7 protein-coding genes and 1 pseudogene are annotated in these 18,362 nt (G+C 64.4%); 1 reads left to right on the top strand and 7 read right to left on the bottom strand.

What is annotated here, in order from left to right:
• Positions 1-102: 102 nt before the first annotated feature.
• Together BLM15_RS31045 and BLM15_RS31040 are read right to left on the bottom strand one after the other, a co-directional pair.
• On the bottom strand, positions 103-2,817 hold the full coding sequence (locus BLM15_RS31045; RefSeq protein ID WP_126116758.1) for an EAL domain-containing protein: 2,715 nt from the start codon (positions 2,815-2,817) through the stop codon (positions 103-105).
• Positions 2,818-2,897: 80 nt separating this feature from the next.
• Positions 2,898-4,460, bottom strand: coding sequence for a FecR domain-containing protein (locus tag BLM15_RS31040; RefSeq protein WP_126116757.1), 1,563 nt, complete (start codon positions 4,458-4,460; stop codon positions 2,898-2,900).
• Positions 4,461-4,857: 397 nt separating this feature from the next.
• Here BLM15_RS31040 and BLM15_RS31035 point away from each other — a divergent pair, with 397 nt between their 5' ends.
• On the top strand, positions 4,858-6,411 hold the full coding sequence (locus BLM15_RS31035; RefSeq protein ID WP_164547742.1) for a ShlB/FhaC/HecB family hemolysin secretion/activation protein: 1,554 nt from the start codon (positions 4,858-4,860) through the stop codon (positions 6,409-6,411).
• A gap of 715 nt (positions 6,412-7,126) precedes the next feature.
• Here BLM15_RS31035 and BLM15_RS31025 read toward each other — a convergent pair.
• From BLM15_RS31025 to BLM15_RS32275, 5 genes and pseudogenes are all read right to left on the bottom strand, one after another.
• Positions 7,127-7,603 (bottom strand): annotated as a pseudogene (locus BLM15_RS31025) (Ros/MucR family transcriptional regulator).
• A gap of 119 nt (positions 7,604-7,722) precedes the next feature.
• Entirely contained in the window at positions 7,723-11,214 is a 3,492-nt protein-coding gene (locus BLM15_RS31020; RefSeq protein ID WP_126116755.1) for an ATP-binding protein, read from the bottom strand.
• Positions 11,214-12,488: a metallophosphoesterase family protein gene (locus BLM15_RS31015; protein ID WP_126116754.1), complete on the bottom strand. Its 1,275-nt coding sequence runs from the start codon at positions 12,486-12,488 to the stop codon at positions 11,214-11,216. Before BLM15_RS31015 ends, BLM15_RS31020 begins: the two co-directional genes overlap by 1 nt.
• A 50-nt stretch (positions 12,489-12,538) precedes the next feature.
• The gene (locus BLM15_RS31010; RefSeq protein ID WP_335904847.1) at positions 12,539-17,227 is read right to left on the bottom strand and encodes a DUF3320 domain-containing protein; all 4,689 of its coding nucleotides are present in this window, start codon (positions 17,225-17,227) and stop codon (positions 12,539-12,541) included.
• A 35-nt stretch (positions 17,228-17,262) separates the two neighbouring features.
• Complete coding sequence (locus tag BLM15_RS32275) at positions 17,263-18,297, bottom strand: hypothetical protein (RefSeq protein ID WP_335904846.1); 1,035 nt, start codon at positions 18,295-18,297, stop codon at positions 17,263-17,265.
• Positions 18,298-18,362 lie beyond the last annotated feature (65 nt).

Below are 18,362 nucleotides of genomic sequence, written 5' to 3'. Positions count from 1 at the left end.
TAAAAAGTTCCGGATTTGTGCGTGAGAGATAACCGCATCCGTGGCGGGTAGGTGCTAATGCCCCGCGACTTTAAGCCAGCATCCGGCACAGGGCGCGCCCCGCTAGGCGACTTGCCGGCCTGCCAGGAATAGCTGCTCGAATTCAGCCCCAGGAAGCGGCCGTCCGAAGTGATAACCCTGTCCTTCCTCGCATCCCATACTCTTGAGACGATTAGCGGTTTCGACGTCCTCGATCCCTTCCGCAATGATCGACAGGCCGAGTGAGCGGCCAAGGTCGATGGTGGCGCGGACGATGGCGGCATCGCCGCTGTCATTCAGCAGCTGGCGCACAAAGGTCTGGTCGATCTTCAGCGTGTCGAGCGGGAACGCCTTGAGATAACTCAGGCTGCCATATCCGGTCCCGAAATCGTCAAAGGCGATCTTGACGCCGCGCGCGCGGATCTCGCGGAACGTCTTCTGCGCCTTCTCGGCGTCCTCGATCAGGATATCTTCGGTGACTTCCAGTTCGAGCAGGTCGGGGGCGAGGCCGGTTTGGTCGAGCAGCGCGGCGACGGTGTCCTGTAGATCGCTGCCCTGCAACTGCGAAGGCGAGAGGTTGACGCCTACACGGATCGGCGTGCCTGCCATCTGCCAGCGCCGGGACTGCCGGCAAGCCGTGGCCAGAACCCAGTTCGCGACTGCGTCGGACAACGGGGAATTGTTCAGCACTGGGATGAACTGCCCCGGCGGCACGAGACCACGCACTGGATGGCGCCAGCGGATCAGGGCTTCCGCCCCGATCACGCTCCGATCCGACAGGAGCACTTGCGGCTGGTAGAACAATTCGAACTGGTTCTTCTCCAGGGCAAGACGGAGCTCGGCTTCAAGTGCCAGTTGGGATGCGATCCTGTCGCGCATCGCGGCGGCGAAGCCGATAGCCTGCTCCTCGCCGGCCGAGGCGGCTGCCTCGAGCGCCAGGTGAGCGTTTCCGATCAGGTGATCGGCGCTCCAGCCCGGCTCGGCAACAGCATAACCGATGCGCACCGTCACCCGCTGGCGCCACTCGCCAAAGACGAGCGCCGCAGATCCAAAATCACGCGCGATATCATCCGCCACGGCCGCAACGCGTTCCTGCGGAAGGATCAAGGCAAATTCGTCATCGGCAAAGCGAGCCGCCTCAGCATCGGGAGGCACCAGCAAGCGCAGCCGATCGGCGAACGCGACGAGCACGCGATCGCCGAATTCACGGCCATGGATATCGCTGAGCTGGTGAAACCGGTCGATGCCGATCAGCAGCACGGCCGATACGAGTATGCCGTCCTTCTCCAACTGCGCCGAGAGGCGCTCCCCGAGCGCATGTCGATTGAACAGCCCCGTCAGGTCGTCATGCTCGGCCAGATAGCGAATCCGCTCACGTTCACGCTGCTTCACGGTGATGTCGCGCAGAACAAGGCCGAACTGACGCCCATCGGTCCCTTGCCAGCTGGAGATGCTGGCCTCTAGGGCAAAGCGCTCGCCATTGCGCCTGACGCCAACGAGATCGAGGACGTGGTCGTCCGCGGCCTGTGTCGCCGCAGCGTCATGGAGGCGAGTGAGCTGCGCCGACGTGACGTCGCCGGAATCGGCGAGGCAGGCAGTGAAAGGCTTGCCGAGCGCATCCTCTTCAAAATAGCCGAAAATCCTGGCGGCTCCCGGGTTCCAGAAGACGATGCGCCCGTGGTCGTCGAGGCAGACGAGCCCATCGCCCAGCGACATCGCGATGCGCTGGAAACGCCGCTCGGCGATGCCGCGCAGCAGCCCGCGCAGGTCGATTTCATGAAGCGCTACGGCGATCAGATAGGCGCCGAGTAGAAGGTGCCAGCTGCTCGTGTCGACGATGACCGGCCAGTTCGCCTGGATCAGAAGCGCGCCGATCTCCAGCGCAGCCGCCGTCCACAGCACGACGGCGACACGCGTGCTTGCGCTGGTTCGGCGCCAGAGCAGAACCATCCCCGCGAGAATGGCGAGCGTTCCGGCGATCGATAATGGCAGGCTAGTGCTCTGCAGGTCACGGCCCTGCAGCAGCGATTCAGCGGCCAGAAGCTGCAGCATGGAACCTGGAATAACGCGGCCGTTGGGGACGTTGAAGCGGTCGCCCAATTCGACCGCCGTTCCAGCGACGATGATCTTGCGTCCCTTGAGCCGTGCCAGTGCCTGTGGCTCGCCATCGAGCACCGCGGTGTAGGACACGGTTGGAACCGTATCGGTCCTGATGCTGAAATCGATACGGAACGGTGAGCCGTGCTCGTCATGGCGGCCGACCAGCAACGCACCAAATGACGGCAGGAACTCGCCGATGCGCGCGCCCAGGCCGTAGCGGCGAACCAGCCCGTCCGTCTCGGGCAGGACATTGACCACGGCCGGCCAGCTGTGAGCAGCGAACTCGGGCAAGGGCCGGTTGACGTGCAGTGTCAGCCCGCGATTGAGGTCGCCGGCCCTCTGCTGGAAAGTCGCCAGCACAACAGAGCCGCCGGCCTTCGCCAGCGCCTCCGCAAAGGTTGCATCATCAGTCGGATTGGAGCGGGCGCTGAAGTCGACGTCGAAGAGGATCTCAGTGGCGCCTGCCGCCTCGAGCTGCTCGATCAGCTTGGCGTGATGGCGGCGCGGCCACGGCCAGACACCGATACGCGCCAGGGAGGGAGCATCGATCTCGACCAGCGCGATGGTTTCGCTGGCAGGACGTTTCGGCCAGAGAAAGCGCTTGTCGCCGATGAGATCCGCGAGCGCCCCAGGCAGGCCGACCAGCCAGGCCAGCGCAAGCAGCCCAAAGGCAATGAGGTGTGGCCGATACAGCGTCACGTCCGTCCGCCACCCTGCCGGGCATTGAGGTCAATCAGCCCGACCCTAGCCCAGGAAAGCTGACCATTCCGTCAAGAGAATCAGCGTCGGGAATTCCCGACGCCGCTCCCGCCGAGGCTCACCCCGACGTTCACGACGCCCAGGTTCAGGCCCAGATTCAAGCCGCCATTGCCGTTCCCGTTCCCGCCGGCGTTGCCATTGCCATTCCCGCCGGCATTGCCGTTGCCGTTCCCGCCGGCATTGCCATTGCCGTTCCCGCCGGCATTGCCGTTGCCATTCCCGCCGGCATTGCCATTGCCGTTCCCGCCGGCATTGCCGTTGCCGTTCCCGCCGGCATTGCCATTGCCGTTCCCGCCGGCATTGCCGTTGCCGTTCCCGCCGGCATTGCCATTGCCATTCCCGCCGGCATTGCCGTTGCCATTCCCGCCGGCGTTGCCGTTGCCGTTCCCGCCGGCGTTGCCGTTGCCGTTCCCGCCGGCGTTGCCGTTGCCGTTCCCGCCGGCATTGCCGTTACCATTCCCGCCGGCGTTGCCGTTGCCGTTCCCACCGGCGTTGCCGTTGCCGTTCCCGCCGCCATTGCCGTTGCCGTTCCCGCCGGCGTTGCCGGAGACTTTCGTTGAGTCGTTGCTGCTGCCTTTGGCTGAGACGCCTGCGCCATTGCTACGACCGTTCGCCTGGCTGTTGACGTTCGCCGAAGCTGTCACGCCATCCGATCTCGTGTTTTCCAAATTGCCGATTGGCTGACCATTATTCGAGGCGTTGATCGCTGGCGAAACCTCTCCAGTCGACCAGAACGTGGCCTGCACGCGCCCGGAGGAGACGGCTCCGTCGCCCACATTGCGCGCCAGCCCCTTGGTCACCGCATGCACGTTGACTTTAGCCTCGCCCAATGTCGCGCCGATGCGCACCGTTCCGCCACTGACGGAAACGGCTTTGCCAGAACCTTCGCCGCCACTGGCCCGGCGCTCCTCGCGGGCGGCACCGACTGGCGGCGGCAGGCCCTCGCGTGGAACCGAAATCGGACGAATGGAGGGTGTGCGCGGTGCTCCCTGCTGGGTCGGGTTGAATTGTCCCGTACCGGAGAGCCTGAGGCCGGCCGCACCGTTTCCAGCGACGCTGGCGGCCTGCCCGGGCTGGACCAGCACGAACTGACCCGAGCGGAAATCGCTGACCTGGACCTGGCCGCGCTGGACGTCGACCTTGGCGCTGCCCGAGGTCACCGTAACACGGAACTGCGTGCCCTTGACCACGGCGGCAAGAAAGGGGGTCTCGACTTCGAAATGTTGGACGTTCCGCTTCTCCACGTCGAGCAGGATCGACCCGGCCTGCTGGAGGATCGTCGAGCGGCCCGAGCCGTTCGTCGTCGGCACGGCGACCTGCGAATTGGCGGAGATCAGCATGCTCTCCGCCCCGCGCACCAAAAGGACACGGCCGTTGCGCCCGGTACGGATCATATCGCCGGGCCTGAGCGTCGAGGCCTGGCCGAGCGACACCTGTTGAACGCCGGAACCTGCGACCCAGGCTTCGCCCGAGACCTTGCTGACCTGCCAGATATTGTCTTGGGCGAAAGCCTCGTTCGGGCCCAACGCACGCAAAAGGGCCAGAAGGCCCGCAGCGAAGAGGATGCGGGTCGCTCGTAGCATGGGGGGCAGTCTCCGTTCTGGAGGTCGTGCAAAGCCGGCTATCCTGCCTTCTAGCAGGCAGTTCTGAACGCTGGCTTAGCGCAACGCTCTGAAACAGGAGGAAGCATTAAGTCCTGATTAACCATGTCTATTTACGGTTTTTGAGCGGGGAAGGCTGGGCAAAAGCCCAACAGACGGGTGCATGTTCGACATGGCATGGCGGCGAGTGGGCGGACTATCCAGTGGTAGTCTGCGAGCGGTGATCCTATCGCTCCTCATGTGCTCGCCGGCCTTGATTGGCCCCGCCTATGCCCAGAGCGGCCGCCAGTCTCCGCCGCCGATCCAGCCGGCCGATCAGGGGCTCGAGCAGCGACGCGCCGAGCGGCTGCAGGAGACCCGGGATGGGATTTCGGTTCGGATGGCGGGATCCGCGCCCGACCAACCGACCGGTGAAGAACGGGCGCTGTTCACGCTCGCCGCCGTGAGGATCGAGGGCGACAGTCCGCTCGGCTCCGGCGAGATCGAGGCCACCTATCGCGACAAGCTCGGCAAGCCGATCTCTCAGGCGGGTCTCGTCGCCCTCGCTGGCGAGATCAGCAAGCTCCATCGCGACGCCGGCTATCACCTCACGCGTGCGCTCATACCGCCGCAGGATATCAAGCGCGGCGTCGTCACCATCAGGATCATCCCAGGCACCGTCGCAGAACTGGTGGTGCAGGGCGACGAGGCGAACCGCTTCGGCACGCGCCGGATGCTGGCGCCGATCGCCGAGGAGACGCCGGCCAGGCTGGCGACGCTCGAGCGCCAGCTCCTGCTCGTCAACGATCTCCCGGGGGTACGCGTCAAGGACACGACGCTGGAGGAAATCGGCACCGGCTCCGGGCAGTTCCGTCTGACCGTGATCCTCCACAGCTGGAGCGTGTTCGTCTCCGCGGGCTTCGACAATGCCGCTTCGAATGCCGTCGGTCCGTGGCAGGCCTATTTCGGCGCCGCGCTGAATTCGTTGATCGTCCCCGGCGACACGCTCGCTGTGAACCTCTCATCGGTCCCGGGCTCGACACGGGAGCTGCGCTATGGCCGCCTCTCCTATGATGCGCCGCTCGGCAATGACTGGCTGCGGGTGGGCGTCGCGGCCTCGCGCAGCGTCGTCTGGCCCGGCGACCTGCGTCGGCTCGGCCGTGTCCGGTCCGATGCAGAGAATCTCGAAGCCAGGGCAACGGTCGTCGCACTGCAGACACAGCGGCAATCGCTCTCGCTGACCGCCGGGCTGGGCATCAGCAACATCGTCGAGGAGAGCATTTTCGGCATCAATTATCGTGATCGCCTGCGGATCGCGAGCCTGACGGCCGATTATCGCCTCCGCGACGACTGGCTAGGCACGACTTATGCGATGCTCGGCCTGCGCAAGGGGTTTGACATCGACGATGCCTCGCGCCGTTACGATCCGTTGCTCTCGCGTTTCGATGGCTCGGGCGACTTCTATCTCCTGCAAGGTGCGCTGACGCGCTATCAGGGTCTTGGCGAAAGCTGGTCGATGAAGCTCGCCGGCTCCGGTCAGGCCAGCTCCGAGGCGTTGCTGATCTCACAGCAGTTCTATCTCGGTGGCGGCGCCTTCGGGCGCGCCTTCCAAAGCGGATGGCTCGCCGGTGACAACGGCATCGCCGGTTCGGCAGAGCTACGCTACGACTATCGGCCCGGGCTATCTTTCCTGAAGAACGTGCAGCTCTTCGGCTTCGTCGAAGGCGGAGCCGTCCGCAGCTATGCGGCGCCGAAGGACATCGTCCAGTCGCTCTCCGCGGCGGGCGGCGGCGTACGCCTGCAACTCAACGATTCGGTCGAGGCCGGCATCACCGTCGCCGCGCCGCTGAGCTACAATTCGCCCAGCCGAGGTGGCCGCGGCGCGACCGTCCTGTTCTCGCTGTCGACGATTCTGAAGGCTTGTCCCGAGCGGGGAGATTGGCACTGCGGGTGAGCAGGAGCTACTCAACCTCCAGCGAGCGATCGCCCGACACGGCCGCGCCGGCACTAGGTGTCACTTGGCAGTGAAATGCGATATCGCGGCGCCAATGATTTCAGTTAGTTGGGCTGGCACTTAATTTGAGAATGAGCAGTTAATTTGATAATCCGACTGAAATTTTGTTACTTAATGTGAGAATTCGGCTCCCGGTGTTCTCTCCCCGCGAGCCTCCCATGAGCAATCCATCCCAGCGCACTTTGTCAATCTCGCCAGCACAATAATAGCCCAAACCAGTCGGCCGCCAGCGCTCTCGCAGTTGCAGTTAATTTGAGAATCCGGCGGACACGATTCTCATAATTAAATGCGCAAGGCGGACGAAACTGGCGCATTCTTACATTTAACTGCCAAGCGACACGGTTTCCTCGGCCTCGAAGATCTGGCGATGCACATCACGCTGGTCATCGTACCAGACCTTGCCGCTTGGCTTCGGAAAGACAGAACGGCGATCAGATCGCCCGCGATGCCTCCCGCGGGACTAGCCTTGGCTGCTGGCTTCACTGATACACGCCCCTCATATCGTCGCGGCAGTCGCTGCATGGTTCAGAGAGCGCATTGGCGGCGAGCCGTCCAACCCGTACGATCGGGTGCGCGGATCGAATTGGATGAAATGGGACAAGGGCCCGGCCGCACAGCGCAACGCGCTCGCGGCAAAGCGGTGGCATGGGGTCCGTTAAGTTGACGCCTTGGCCTTCGTCACACGCTTCGCTCTGGTCGGCTTGACGGGCTCGGGGGCCGGGCCTGCGGCCGGCGTTTGCTTGCGCCCAAGCCCAATCGATTTCGCCAGCATTGACCGCGCCTCGGCATAACTGGGAGCGACCATCGGGTAGTCGGCAGGTAAGCCCTATTTTACGCGGTACTCTTGCGGCGTCAGCCCGTACTTATACCCGATGTGACGCTTCAGCGATTTGAATTTCTGTCCATCTTCCAGGCAGATCAGGAAGTCCGGGGTGATCGATTTCCTGATCGAGACAGCGGGCACGAGTGGCTCCGCCGGCGCGATTGTCGGCGTGCTGCCGAGCTTCGCCAACGCGAAATGAGTGCTGGCGATGAGGCCGACCACGTCAGCGGTAGGAACATTATTGTGGCTCACATAGGCCGAGACGATAGAAGCCGTCAGCTCCAGTAATTCTTCATGATTCTCGGACATTCGAAATCCTGCGTCTAGGAAAATGGCAGGCGCCAATAAACGGCGCCCAAGCAGAGAAGGGCTCTGCGAGGAAGTGCATGTGATTAACTTCCAGATATCGGTGTGCGCAAGCAATCTTACTAACGTTGCAGGCGTGCAGTCAGTTCATGAATCCTAGCACCGGGGCACACCCGCCGCGCGATCTCGCAAAGGTGCGGATGATGAGTGAGGTAGATCACCTGCCCGACCTGCGCCATCTCCCCGAAGAGCCGGAAAGCCTCTTCGGCTCGGAAATCATCAAAAGTCTCCATGATGTCATCGGCGATGAACGGCACCGGTTGCCGAGAGGCGACGAACTCGTAGTACCCGGCGACCCGCAGCGCGAGATAAAGCTGGAAACGCGTGCCCTTCGATAGCTCCGCGGCCTCTTTCGAGCCTCCGCTGGCCGCTAGCGCGATCAGAATCTCGCCGTCCTTCTCCGGCTGGGCGGCAAGCCCGGCATAGGCGCCACGGCTGATCGTTGCGAAGGCCTGCGAGGCGCGCGCCATCATCGAGCTGCGATGCCGGTCACGATAGGCGCGCAGCGCCTGTTCGGCCGCGGCCGCGCCCAGCTTCAGCCTGAGATAGCGGAGCGCGCGATCCTCGATGTCGAGCAGCAGCGTGCGCTTCTCCTCCTCGATCTTGGCCACCGCACCGTCGCCGCCGACGGCCTCGACCCGGTCGAGCGCCTTGCTGTGAACAGAGAACAGGTCACGGCTGCGCTGGTCCTGATCATCGAAGCGAGCCTTCAGCTCGACAAGCTCAGCCTCCAGGGCAGTGTGATCGGAGAGATCGAGGGCAGCTTCCGCCTCGTCGATCGTGGCCAGCCGAAGCGCAGCGAGGATGTCACGCTCGGCAGCGTCGGCCTGCGCCGCCAATTCCGCCCTCTTCTCGATGGCCACCAGCTTGCTAGAGACTTCCGCCAAGGTTGCGACGCTGAAGAAGGCGAGCATCTCAGTCTTGCGCCGGTCGTGAACCGCCAACGTCTCGGAGAGCGTGCGATGCCGGGCCCGAGCAGCTTCCAGGTTCTGGGCCGCGGTCACCCGCCGCGTGCGTTCGGCGTAAGCTTCCTGAATCCGAGCGCCGACTACCTGCGCCAGATCCAGGACATCGCCGAAGGAAGCAGCGATCCCCATCTCGCTGGCGAGCGCTGCAGCGTCGTCGCGGAATGCGGTCTGATCCTTCTCCATCTTGCCGATCCGGTCGACGAGACTGGCCTTCTTCTCCAGCACGGGGTCGAGTTCGGTGATGGCTGCGAGGATTTCGCGAACCGTCGCGAGCGTCGGCACTATGCCGCCCTCTCCCAACCAACAGGCCGAGCAGGTTTTGGTCCATGAGGCGTTCCAGTCCCGGTCGGCCTCCGTGGCCTTTTCGACCTCGCGTTCACGGCTCCCCAGGTCGCGCCGCCGCTCATCCACGCTGGCCCGCAACGCCTTCAGCTCGACCTCCCGATCGATGACCCCCTGCCCTGCGACCAGCAGCGTCTCGAACCGAGCCTCGGCATCCTGCGGCAGACCGGCCGCGCCGAGCGCGCCGACCAGCCTATCGCGCATAGCCACGGCGTCGGCTTCCGCCTCACGAAGATCGCTCTCCGCCGCGCGGACAAGCGCGTTTGCCTCCAAGGCCTTGTCTCGACGGCCGAGCCAAGCTTCGAACTGAGGCAGCGATGTATTGTCCGACAGCGTCGGTCGGATCGCAGCTACGGCGGCCGCGATCTCGCGCTGGAGGCCCTGCATAGCCGTTGTCGCGAGATCCCGAAGTTCAATGGCGCGATCGCACTCTGCCTTCACGATGACCAGCGCCTGGCTCGTCTGGTGGAGTTTTGCGACATCCGCCATATGACCGAGCCGTCCGTTCGTGACGATGTCGTCGCGCCGAAGCGCCGCCTCAAAGCCATCGGCGGAAGTGGTGTCGAGCTTGCCCCGATGATCCGCCCACGCCTGCTCCCGGATTGCACGAATGCTCGCGGCTTCTTGATCAGAGACCAGACCTGAGATCCCACTGAGCGCGTTCAGCTCAGCCGCCAGGCGGACCTGTTCCGTCGTCAGGCGCTCGACCTCGCCGGCGTGCTGATCGATCCGCTTCTGTGTCTCGGCGGTCGCCAGCACCCAGCGCTGAATCTCCCCCGCAGCGGGAGCAGGCAGGTCGACGAGCTCCTCGATGTCACCGTTCCAGGGCCGCAGCTCGCGAATGCGATCCGCCAGCACCATGCCGGCGGCATCACGAGCCCGTTCGGCCAGCCGGCGACGCGCCGCATGATCGTCCGCCCGCGCGGCCGCGACCGTCGCCGCCAGCGACGACATCCGCGTCTCGCGTCCCTGCGCGGCTTCCGGATCGCCGCCGGCCTCGCGTAGCCTCGCTTGCGCCTCGTCCAGTCGCCGGCGAGCCTCCAACAGCTCATCGGTTGCCGATTTCAGCGCGGTCTCGATGCCGGAGCGCGTCTCGATCAGCGTGCGAAGCACACCGACGACGGAGGCTCCCAGCACGAGGCGATGCGGATCTGTCTCTTCAGTCCGCTCGATGCGGCTCAGGATCGTAGAGATCGCGAATTCGGCCTCGCGCAGTTGCAGACGGCGCTCCGGGATATCCTTCTCCGCCGTGACATAGCGGGCACGCAGATCAGCGAGCCGCTCGACCTTGTCGGTCAGCTTTAGCGCCGTCTCGTCCACCACGATCGCGTCAAGCTGCCCTGACAGCTCCGCGATCTCCTCTGTGAGGCCCTGCGCGCGAATGCCGAGTTCGATCTCGTCCTCCTGCAGCTGCGGCAGCTCCTCGGCCCAGCCGCGCGGAGCGTTGGGAAGGTCGGCCAGGGGCGCAATGCGCTGGCGGATTCCACGCAAATCCGCCAGGCGCGGCAAGGCGTTCAGATGGCGCTGGATCTCGTCCATGCGCGCCTGGATTTTGCTGCGGCTGACGATCGCCTCTTCGTACTGAATGGCGGCCCGATCGCGCGCCTCGATCAGCTGGGCATAGTCGGAGGCCAAGGTGTCAATCCGCTCCCGCTCCGCCTTGAGTTCCCCGAGACGGGCCTTGAGCTCCGACAGCTCGCCGCTGCGGGCGCGATATTTGTAGAAACCCTCGGCCTCGGTCTTGAGATCGACGAGGCCTTTGCTGAGATCCGCCAGACCCGCGCTCGCCGAAAACAGAAGCTGGCCGAGATCGCCCTTGCTCGACAGGATGCTTTCGCCGCCTGCCTCCAATGTCGCATCGTCCAGTGAGAACATCGTGCGATACGAGTCGCGATCGATGCCACCGAGTTCTCCCAGGAGGACGCCTTCGGCAATCGGCTGGTCGCGCACATCGAGCAGGCTGTTCTGCGGCCGCTTGATCCGGACGAGCGCCTGGGGACCGCCGGCGAGCTCCAATGTCCCGCCGATGCGCATCGTTGGATAAGGGTGGATGAAGTTGAAGCGGCTGCGCGTTTCGATCCCGAAGAGGAGATCGAGAAAACCGGCCAGAGCGGTCGATTTACCGGCCTCGTTGGGACCGTAGACGATATGCAGGTCGGGCTCGCCTTCCACCCGCTCGCCAAACTCAATGCGATGATCGGTGAACTTGCCGTAGCGTGTGAGATCAAGGCACTTCAGGCGCATCAGGAAACGCCGCCTTCCGCACCGGCATGGAGTCGGGCGAGCACGTCTTCGGACCCGTCCTTCGCTAGAGCCGCGAGCATGGCCTTGAACGCTTCCTCATCTGAACCGAGCAGGCCGCGACATTCCTGCGGAAGCTGTGTCCTGAGCTCCTCGGCGATGGCCGCGACCTCGGCCTGGTATGCGTCAGAGCCGATGACCTCCTCCTCGATCAGGCGACGCAGTTCGGTGAGGGGATCAGCCGAAGCGCCAGCCGCCACGCCTGGCGCCCGGCAATCGATCTCGAGCTTCTCGACCCAACAGCTCCCGATAACGGAGGCCCGATCGTCGGCCTCGGTCTTGAGGAGGTCGAGATCGCGCCGGATGCGCCAGGCAAGCGGGGTCGCTCCCGTCACCCGCAGGCGAGCGACAAGGTGCTCCGAGGCGACATCACCGCGCGCCTGCTCCAATGCTCGCGCCAGCGCAGCGACAAGATCGCGCCAGTCGTCAATCCCCGTCGCATCGACCGCAACCCTCTCGAACTGCGCGATGCTGGTGACGCGCTCCTCGATCCGGATCGAGCGATCGTCGCCGATCGTGACCAGGGTTACGGATTTGGCACCGGCCTCGTTGACGTCGCGGCCCTGCGGCATGCCGGGCATCACGATTGCGCAGCCACCCTCGACGATCGAACGCTTGTGAACATGGCCGAGCGCCCAGTAGCTAAAGCCAGTGCCCTGCAGATCGGCGAGGCTGCACGGCGCATAGAGATCATGTCCGGGCGCGCCAGAGAGGCTGGTGTGCATCAGGCCGATGTTCACGGCGCCCTCGATCGGCGGCTTGTACTTACCGATCAAGCTTTCGGGAGCATGGGGCTGCGCGAAGCTGAGACCGTGGATTGCGATGGGAAACTGGCCGTTGCTCCGCTCGATCGCAATCGCCTCGGCGCGGCCGCCGAACAGCTTCAAGGAATCCGGCAAGGTTAGCTCCTTGCTGATCCGCGACAGCGCATCGTGGTTGCCGCGGATGACGAAGACACGGATGCCGGCTTCGTGCAGCCGCCGGAGCTGCTCGGCCAGGAAGCGCGCCGTCTTCATGGAGGTCTGGTCGCCATCATAGAGATCGCCGGCCAGCAGCAGCGCGTCGACCTGCTCGTCGAGACAGAGATCAACGACGCGCACGAAGGCGCGGCGGGTGGCGTTTCCGATCAGATCGGCGAGATCCGGATCGCGCAGCGCGAGAGAACGCAGCGGTGAATCCAAATGAATGTCCGCCGCATGGACGAAGCGATAAGTCACATTTTGCCCTCTGGCCCGGCACTTTGGAGGAAGCGAACCATCACGCGCGTCTATTGGCCATCTGCTTCGACCGACTGAAGACGGGTGGATGCATGCCGGAGGGCCTCGTCCAGTCGCGCTCGCGATGTCGCCGCCAGCCGCTCGACGCCCAACAGGCGCGCCAATGCCAGCGCAGGATCGGTCTCCTCCAATAGGGCGGGCTCGGCGACGACAAGACTGGCGAGTTCGGCGAGCGGGATATCTGCAATGCCTCGGCGCGCCTCGACATCGACCGGCGCGCGATAGGGATGGATCGGCACGATCGTACCCGGTATCCACAGAAACTCACCACTGGACTCGCTCGTGCGCTCAAGGTCGCGCAGATGTAGCTGGATGCGCTCGCGGATCTTACCGCCCGTGCGCAGCCATCCGTGGGCGCGAGCGATGCGCTGCGCCAGGATCTCCTCGCGCAGCGGCGCCTCTGTTTCCATCACGGCATCGACCATGCCGCGTAGAGTGGCGCGGTAGCCGAACTCGTGAAACATATTCGGCTCCGCCCGGAATCGTGAGAGGTCCGTCAGGCCATAGCGCGGCGCATCACCGGTCTGTTGAGAATGTGTGCCGAGCCGGGTGCCAGCGGCGGCCAGCCTAACGGGCTGAGATTCCGTCTCGGCCATGACGTCGGCTGCAAGCTCAGCGGCAGGGACGGAGTTGACGGGACCCATTGGCGACATCGAGCCCTCTATGTGCGCTACCTCGAGTTCAATCACGTCCGCCGTCGACTGAACAGAATCTACCTCGTCGCCAAGCTCCCAATGCAAGGTTTGATTGGATGCCTGCTCGGCGTCCTTCGCCCGGCTGTCCGCTAGCAGGGCAGTCAACGCCTCATGAAGGCGGATGGTGGCTCCATTCAGATCAAACCACCAATCGGTCGACCAGACGCGGACGATGTTCCAGCCAAGCCCGCGCAGCACCTGCTCCCGCACCTTGTCCCGATCGCGGGCGGTCGCCGCACTGTGATAGGTCGCGCCATCGCATTCGACGCCGGCGAGAAACGCGCCGGCGCGGTCGGGGTGCTTCACGCCGAGGTCAATCCTGAAGCCGGAGATGCCGACCTGGGGAACCAGTTGCCAGCCGAGGCGGGTCAGCTCCGCTGCAACCGCCTCCTCGAATGGAGATTCAAGCGCGCCGACCGATCCCTTGTCCTGCGCTGGCAATGCGATCGCGCCGCGCTCGGCGAAGTCGAGGAACGTCTTGAGATGCTGGACGCCGACCGCCTTGGTGCAGCCGGTATCGATATCGTCGGCGCTGAAGCCGGAGAACACCACGAGCTCTTGCCGTGCTCGAGTCGCTGCCACGTTGAGGCGCCTTTCGCCGCCGTCCCGATTGAGTGCTCCGAAATCCATCGTGCGCTTGCCTGCGGCATCCTTCGAGAAGGTAATCGAGAACAGAATCACGTCGCGCTCGTCGCCCTGCACGTTCTCGAGGTTTTTGACGATGGTTGGCTCGATGCGATCCTCGGCAAAAAACCATTCGAGCGCCGGCTCATGGCGGCGTGCCTCGTCGAGCAGATCCTGGATCAGCGCCTGCTGTTGCGCGTTGAAGGTGATGATCCCCAGCGTTGGCCGGCTCGTTTCGGGCAGCTTCAACCAGTCTTTCATGCGCTGGACCGCGTCATCGGTTAGTGAGCGGGCCTCCGTGCGGTTCGTTCGACTCTTGCCGCGGTCATAGACACCATCGACCCGCACCAGCCTGACCGCCCGGTCCTCGACCTCCGGTGCAGGGAAGGTGATCAGCCTGTTCTGGTAGTAATGCGCGTTGGAGAACGCGATAAGCGATTCGTTGCGACTGCGATAATGCCAACGCAGGTCGCGGACTGGGATCCCGGCGGCCTTGGCCTCATCCAGGATGCTCTCGAGGTCCCGTTCATGCTCGGCGACCTCCTCGTCGTCCTCGTTGCGACCAAAGAAGTTCGTCGGTGGGAGTTGGCGGGGATCGCCGACGATAATCGTCTGCTTTGCCCGTGCGATCGCGCCAACGGCATCCCAGGTGGTGATCTGTGAGGCCTCGTCGAAAATTACGACGTCGAACAGCGCCTGATCCGGCGGGAAATACTGCGCGATCGACAGTGGCGACATCAACATGCAGGGCGCGAGCTTGCCGAAGCTGCCTGACATTCCGCCGATCATCTCGCGGATCGAGCGGCTCGGTCGCTGCAGCTCCATCTGGTGACGCAGTAGACCGAGCTCCGAGTTGCGCGGCACGCTCTGGACCGGAGGCAAACCGTGCGCAAGGGCACTCACCACACGAGCGGTCGCCTTGGCGCGGACGAGATCGTCGATCTCGCGGAATTCTTCGACGGCGTGTTCGTGCTGGAAGCGGCGAAAATCGCGTAACGTCGCATTCGTGTCGAGAGCGTGGGGCAGCCACCAGCGCGCATAGGCGAGATCAAAGGCCGACCGCGTTTCGTCCGGGCTGAGCGCGCCGCTTTGTAGGTCAGCGATCAGTGGGCCGAGACCTTGCGCCTCGCCCTGCGCCCTGACCCGGCACCAGCTCGTCCAATCGCGCAGCAGTTGGCGAGCACCCGCGAGTTGATCAGTCATTCCCACAAGGTCGGACAGCAGCGTCTCGCTGGTAGACCGTGACGGGTCCGACCCCGCGGCCGCGGCGAACTGCGCCATGGCCACTGAGAAGGCGGCGAAAGCATCGCGATAAGCGACGGCAGTCAGCCGGACCGGCTCAGCATCAATGCTCGGGACGAGCACCGGCGCGATAGCTTTGACGACCGCGCGGATATCGTCTGCCGCGCGTCCGAGCCGCAGCAAGCTGTCGCGAAGTTTAGTCGCGCCGGAGAGATGGCGGTCTATTGCCGACACATCGGTATCGAGGCCGGAAAAGGCGAGTGGCTTGCCCGCAAGACTGCAGCTCTCGACCGACGAGCGGAGCGCCTGCAACCGGCGCAGGATAGGCAGATCCTTGTCTGGGTTGGGCTGGCCGGCAGCGGCATAGCCATGCAGCAGCTTTTTCACCCGCCGGCGTCCCAGCCAACTGCGCGGCCAGATGGCGGCGCCGGCCTCGCGCCAGTCGCGCTCCAGATCGTCGAGAGGGATCCGAACGACCGAATCACGCGCGAACGTCGCCGAGAGCTCCGCTTCCGTAGTCCGATAGGAGGTGATCGAGCCTTCGAGTTCGGCGAGCGCCTGGCGAAGGCCCGCGAAGTCGGGATCGAACGTGATGCGTTGGTCGCTGCCGACGCTCTCACAGAGGGCGGAGGCCAGGAGAGACAGCCTTTCCAGCTCCGTGCTTGAGGCATCGCTGGATGCCGACAGTCCCAGTTGCGGCAGAAACGCCGCGAGCGCCGTCCCGAGGGTGGTAACTTTTCCCGCAAGGTCGCGCCCCGTCGCCAGCAGGCGCTCCTGCCAGGCCGAGGACCATTCGGGAGCATCGACGCAGGCGAGGACCGGCGCGCGCTCGACGGCCGCGAACACGCGGCCTACCTCCTCGGTGAGGTCGCCGAGTGCTCGCCGCGCCTCGTCATCATGGAGATCGCGATGCGACCAGGACAACTCGGGAGCATGACGATGGCGGTCGCGCAAGGCGACGCCGAGCGCGGCATAGGCGGTCAGGCCATTGGCATGGCGCTGGTGGAGCGCCTCGACATAGGCGTTCAGGACGTCTCGCCTCACCTTCAGCCGATGGTTGACGGCGACCCAGTCGGAGGACGAGGACGCGCGGCCCTTCTCCCAGGAGGTCCGCAGCTGTGCGAGAAACGACTTGCGATCCGCCTTGTTCGAATGCAGTTCGAGGCAATGGTCGCCCAGCCCATGCGCCTTCAGGCGGCGGTGCACGACGTTCAGAGCTGCGGTCTTCTCCGCAACGAAGAGCACCGTCTTACCGCTTGCCAGGCAGTTCGCGATCATGTTCGCGATCGTCTGGCTCTTTCCCGTACCGGGCGGGCCGATGATGACAAAGTCGCGCCCTTCGACTGCGGCCATGCTGGCTGCGATCTGCGAGGAGTCGGCCGGCAGAACCGAGACGATGTCGGCCGGCGCATAGCGCCCGTCGAGCTCGCGCTCATCGACGAAAGCATCATCGGATCCAGAGAAGGCCTGCTCGGGCGTATCGATCAGGTGACGTACGATCCGATTCTGCCGCAGCGCGTCGGTCCGTTCAACGAGGTCCTTCCACATCAGGTATTTCGCGAAGGAGAAGGTCGACAGCGCAGCGTCGTCGACAACTTCCATGCCGGGCGCGTCGCGGACCGCCTGGCGCATCGCGCCAAGCAGACGCGGCACGTCAATGCCGTTCTCGTCCTGCGGCAACTCGCCAGCGAACTGCGGCAGCGAGAGATCGAACTCGCGCTCCAGGAATTGCAGTAGCGTCGCGTTGAAGCGCGGCTCGTCCTCGTGGAAACGTAGCGTAAACTGTGAGCTCGCACTGCGCCGGTCGAGCTTCACCGGCAAAAGCAGAAGTGGCGCACGATAGCTTCGCTCATCGCCGGGCATGCGCTTCCAGCGTAGGAACCCGACAGCGAGGAAGAGTGTATTTGCTCCGCCCTCGGCGAAGTCGTTGCGGACCTGGCGATGGAGCTCAATCAGCCGCGCGTCGAGGTTCTTGGCGTCCAGCGGCGACGTGAGTTCGCCACGCGCGAGCGCATCCGCCGCAAAGCCACGATGCAAATCCTGGCCGCGCACTTCTCGATAAAGGGCCTCGTCGCGTTGGCCGAGTGGATTATGCTCCGGCAGCGAGATCAGCCGCATCGCAGCACCCTCCGAAAGCCTATCCTCGAGATAGGCTATATCGGTGCAAAGGAAAGGCTCGTCTTCTTGGAGTCGGCGAAATTGAGCAGCCGGTTGCGTAGCGTGAGATCGAGCAGCTTCTTCTGCCAACGGTCGATGCGCCCTGCGGCAGTGGTCGGCTTGAGCTCAACGACCTCCGCCGGAAGATCGGACGGTTCCGCCGCAACCGAAAGCGGCAACTGGATGTCGCCATCCTGCGCCTCCTCCGCAACAGGGACCGGAGCACGATGTGAGGCGAGCGGTGTGATGCCGCCGCTGCGCGACCTGTGCAGGTCGATCGCCGCTTCGAAGCCTGAGGCCTGGGTTTCGGCGAGCCGCGACTCGGCGAGCCGGCGAGCGTGGTCCAGTGTCGCAACCGGCCGATGCGTCACTCCGGTCGTTTCAAAGACGACGAGCTCTCTAGCGGCAATAGCCTTACGGACTTCCGTTAGGTCACTTTCCACCGCTCTCGGAAAGGTCCGTTTCGTCAGCCAGACGCCGACGGCCGCGTGGTCCTTGAAGAGCAGCACGGCCGAGTTCAGCCCGCAGCCTTCTAGGGCTGCGGCGAACAGCAGGGAGCTGTCGAGGCAGGTCACGAGCTTATCCCGAGCGATTGTCGATGGGCGCCTAACCTTCTGGCCGCGCTGTTCAAAGCTCGCCGGGGGTTCGGCATAGTGCAGCTTCATCCCGGCGATGGCAGAATAGACAGCCGCCGTCAGCAGCAGGCTTCGCTTGGGATCGCCCGATTGGTAGCCGTCGAGTCCCGAAGGATGCCCATGCGCCGTCAACGACTCGGCCGCAGCGCGTAGGATCTTCGGGACTGCCGGATCGTTGGGGAGCACGAACGCCGGCAGCAGTTGCGCCATGTCGGCGACACCACCCCATTCATCGCGTGCCAGAAGCCGTACGGGAAACCGGACTTCGGCCAGGCACGCGTCCTGCGAGTAGAGTCGGAACGTGATTTCGCCGCGCTCCGCCTCGTCCAGACCGGCCAAATAGCCAGCATCAAGTTCGACCCGCTTATCGCTGATGGTGATGCGGTCGCCGGGCACCAGGCGAGCGTCCAGAGCTTGGGGCGGAGGAAGGCCGGGGTCGATACCATCGCCAGCCGGCACTG

It is taken from the genome of Bosea sp. Tri-49, assembly GCF_003952665.1.
Taxonomy (GTDB): domain Bacteria; phylum Pseudomonadota; class Alphaproteobacteria; order Rhizobiales; family Beijerinckiaceae; genus Allobosea.
The sequence above is the reverse complement of the archived record's forward strand: the minus strand, read 5'-3'. Positions and strand labels throughout refer to the sequence as shown.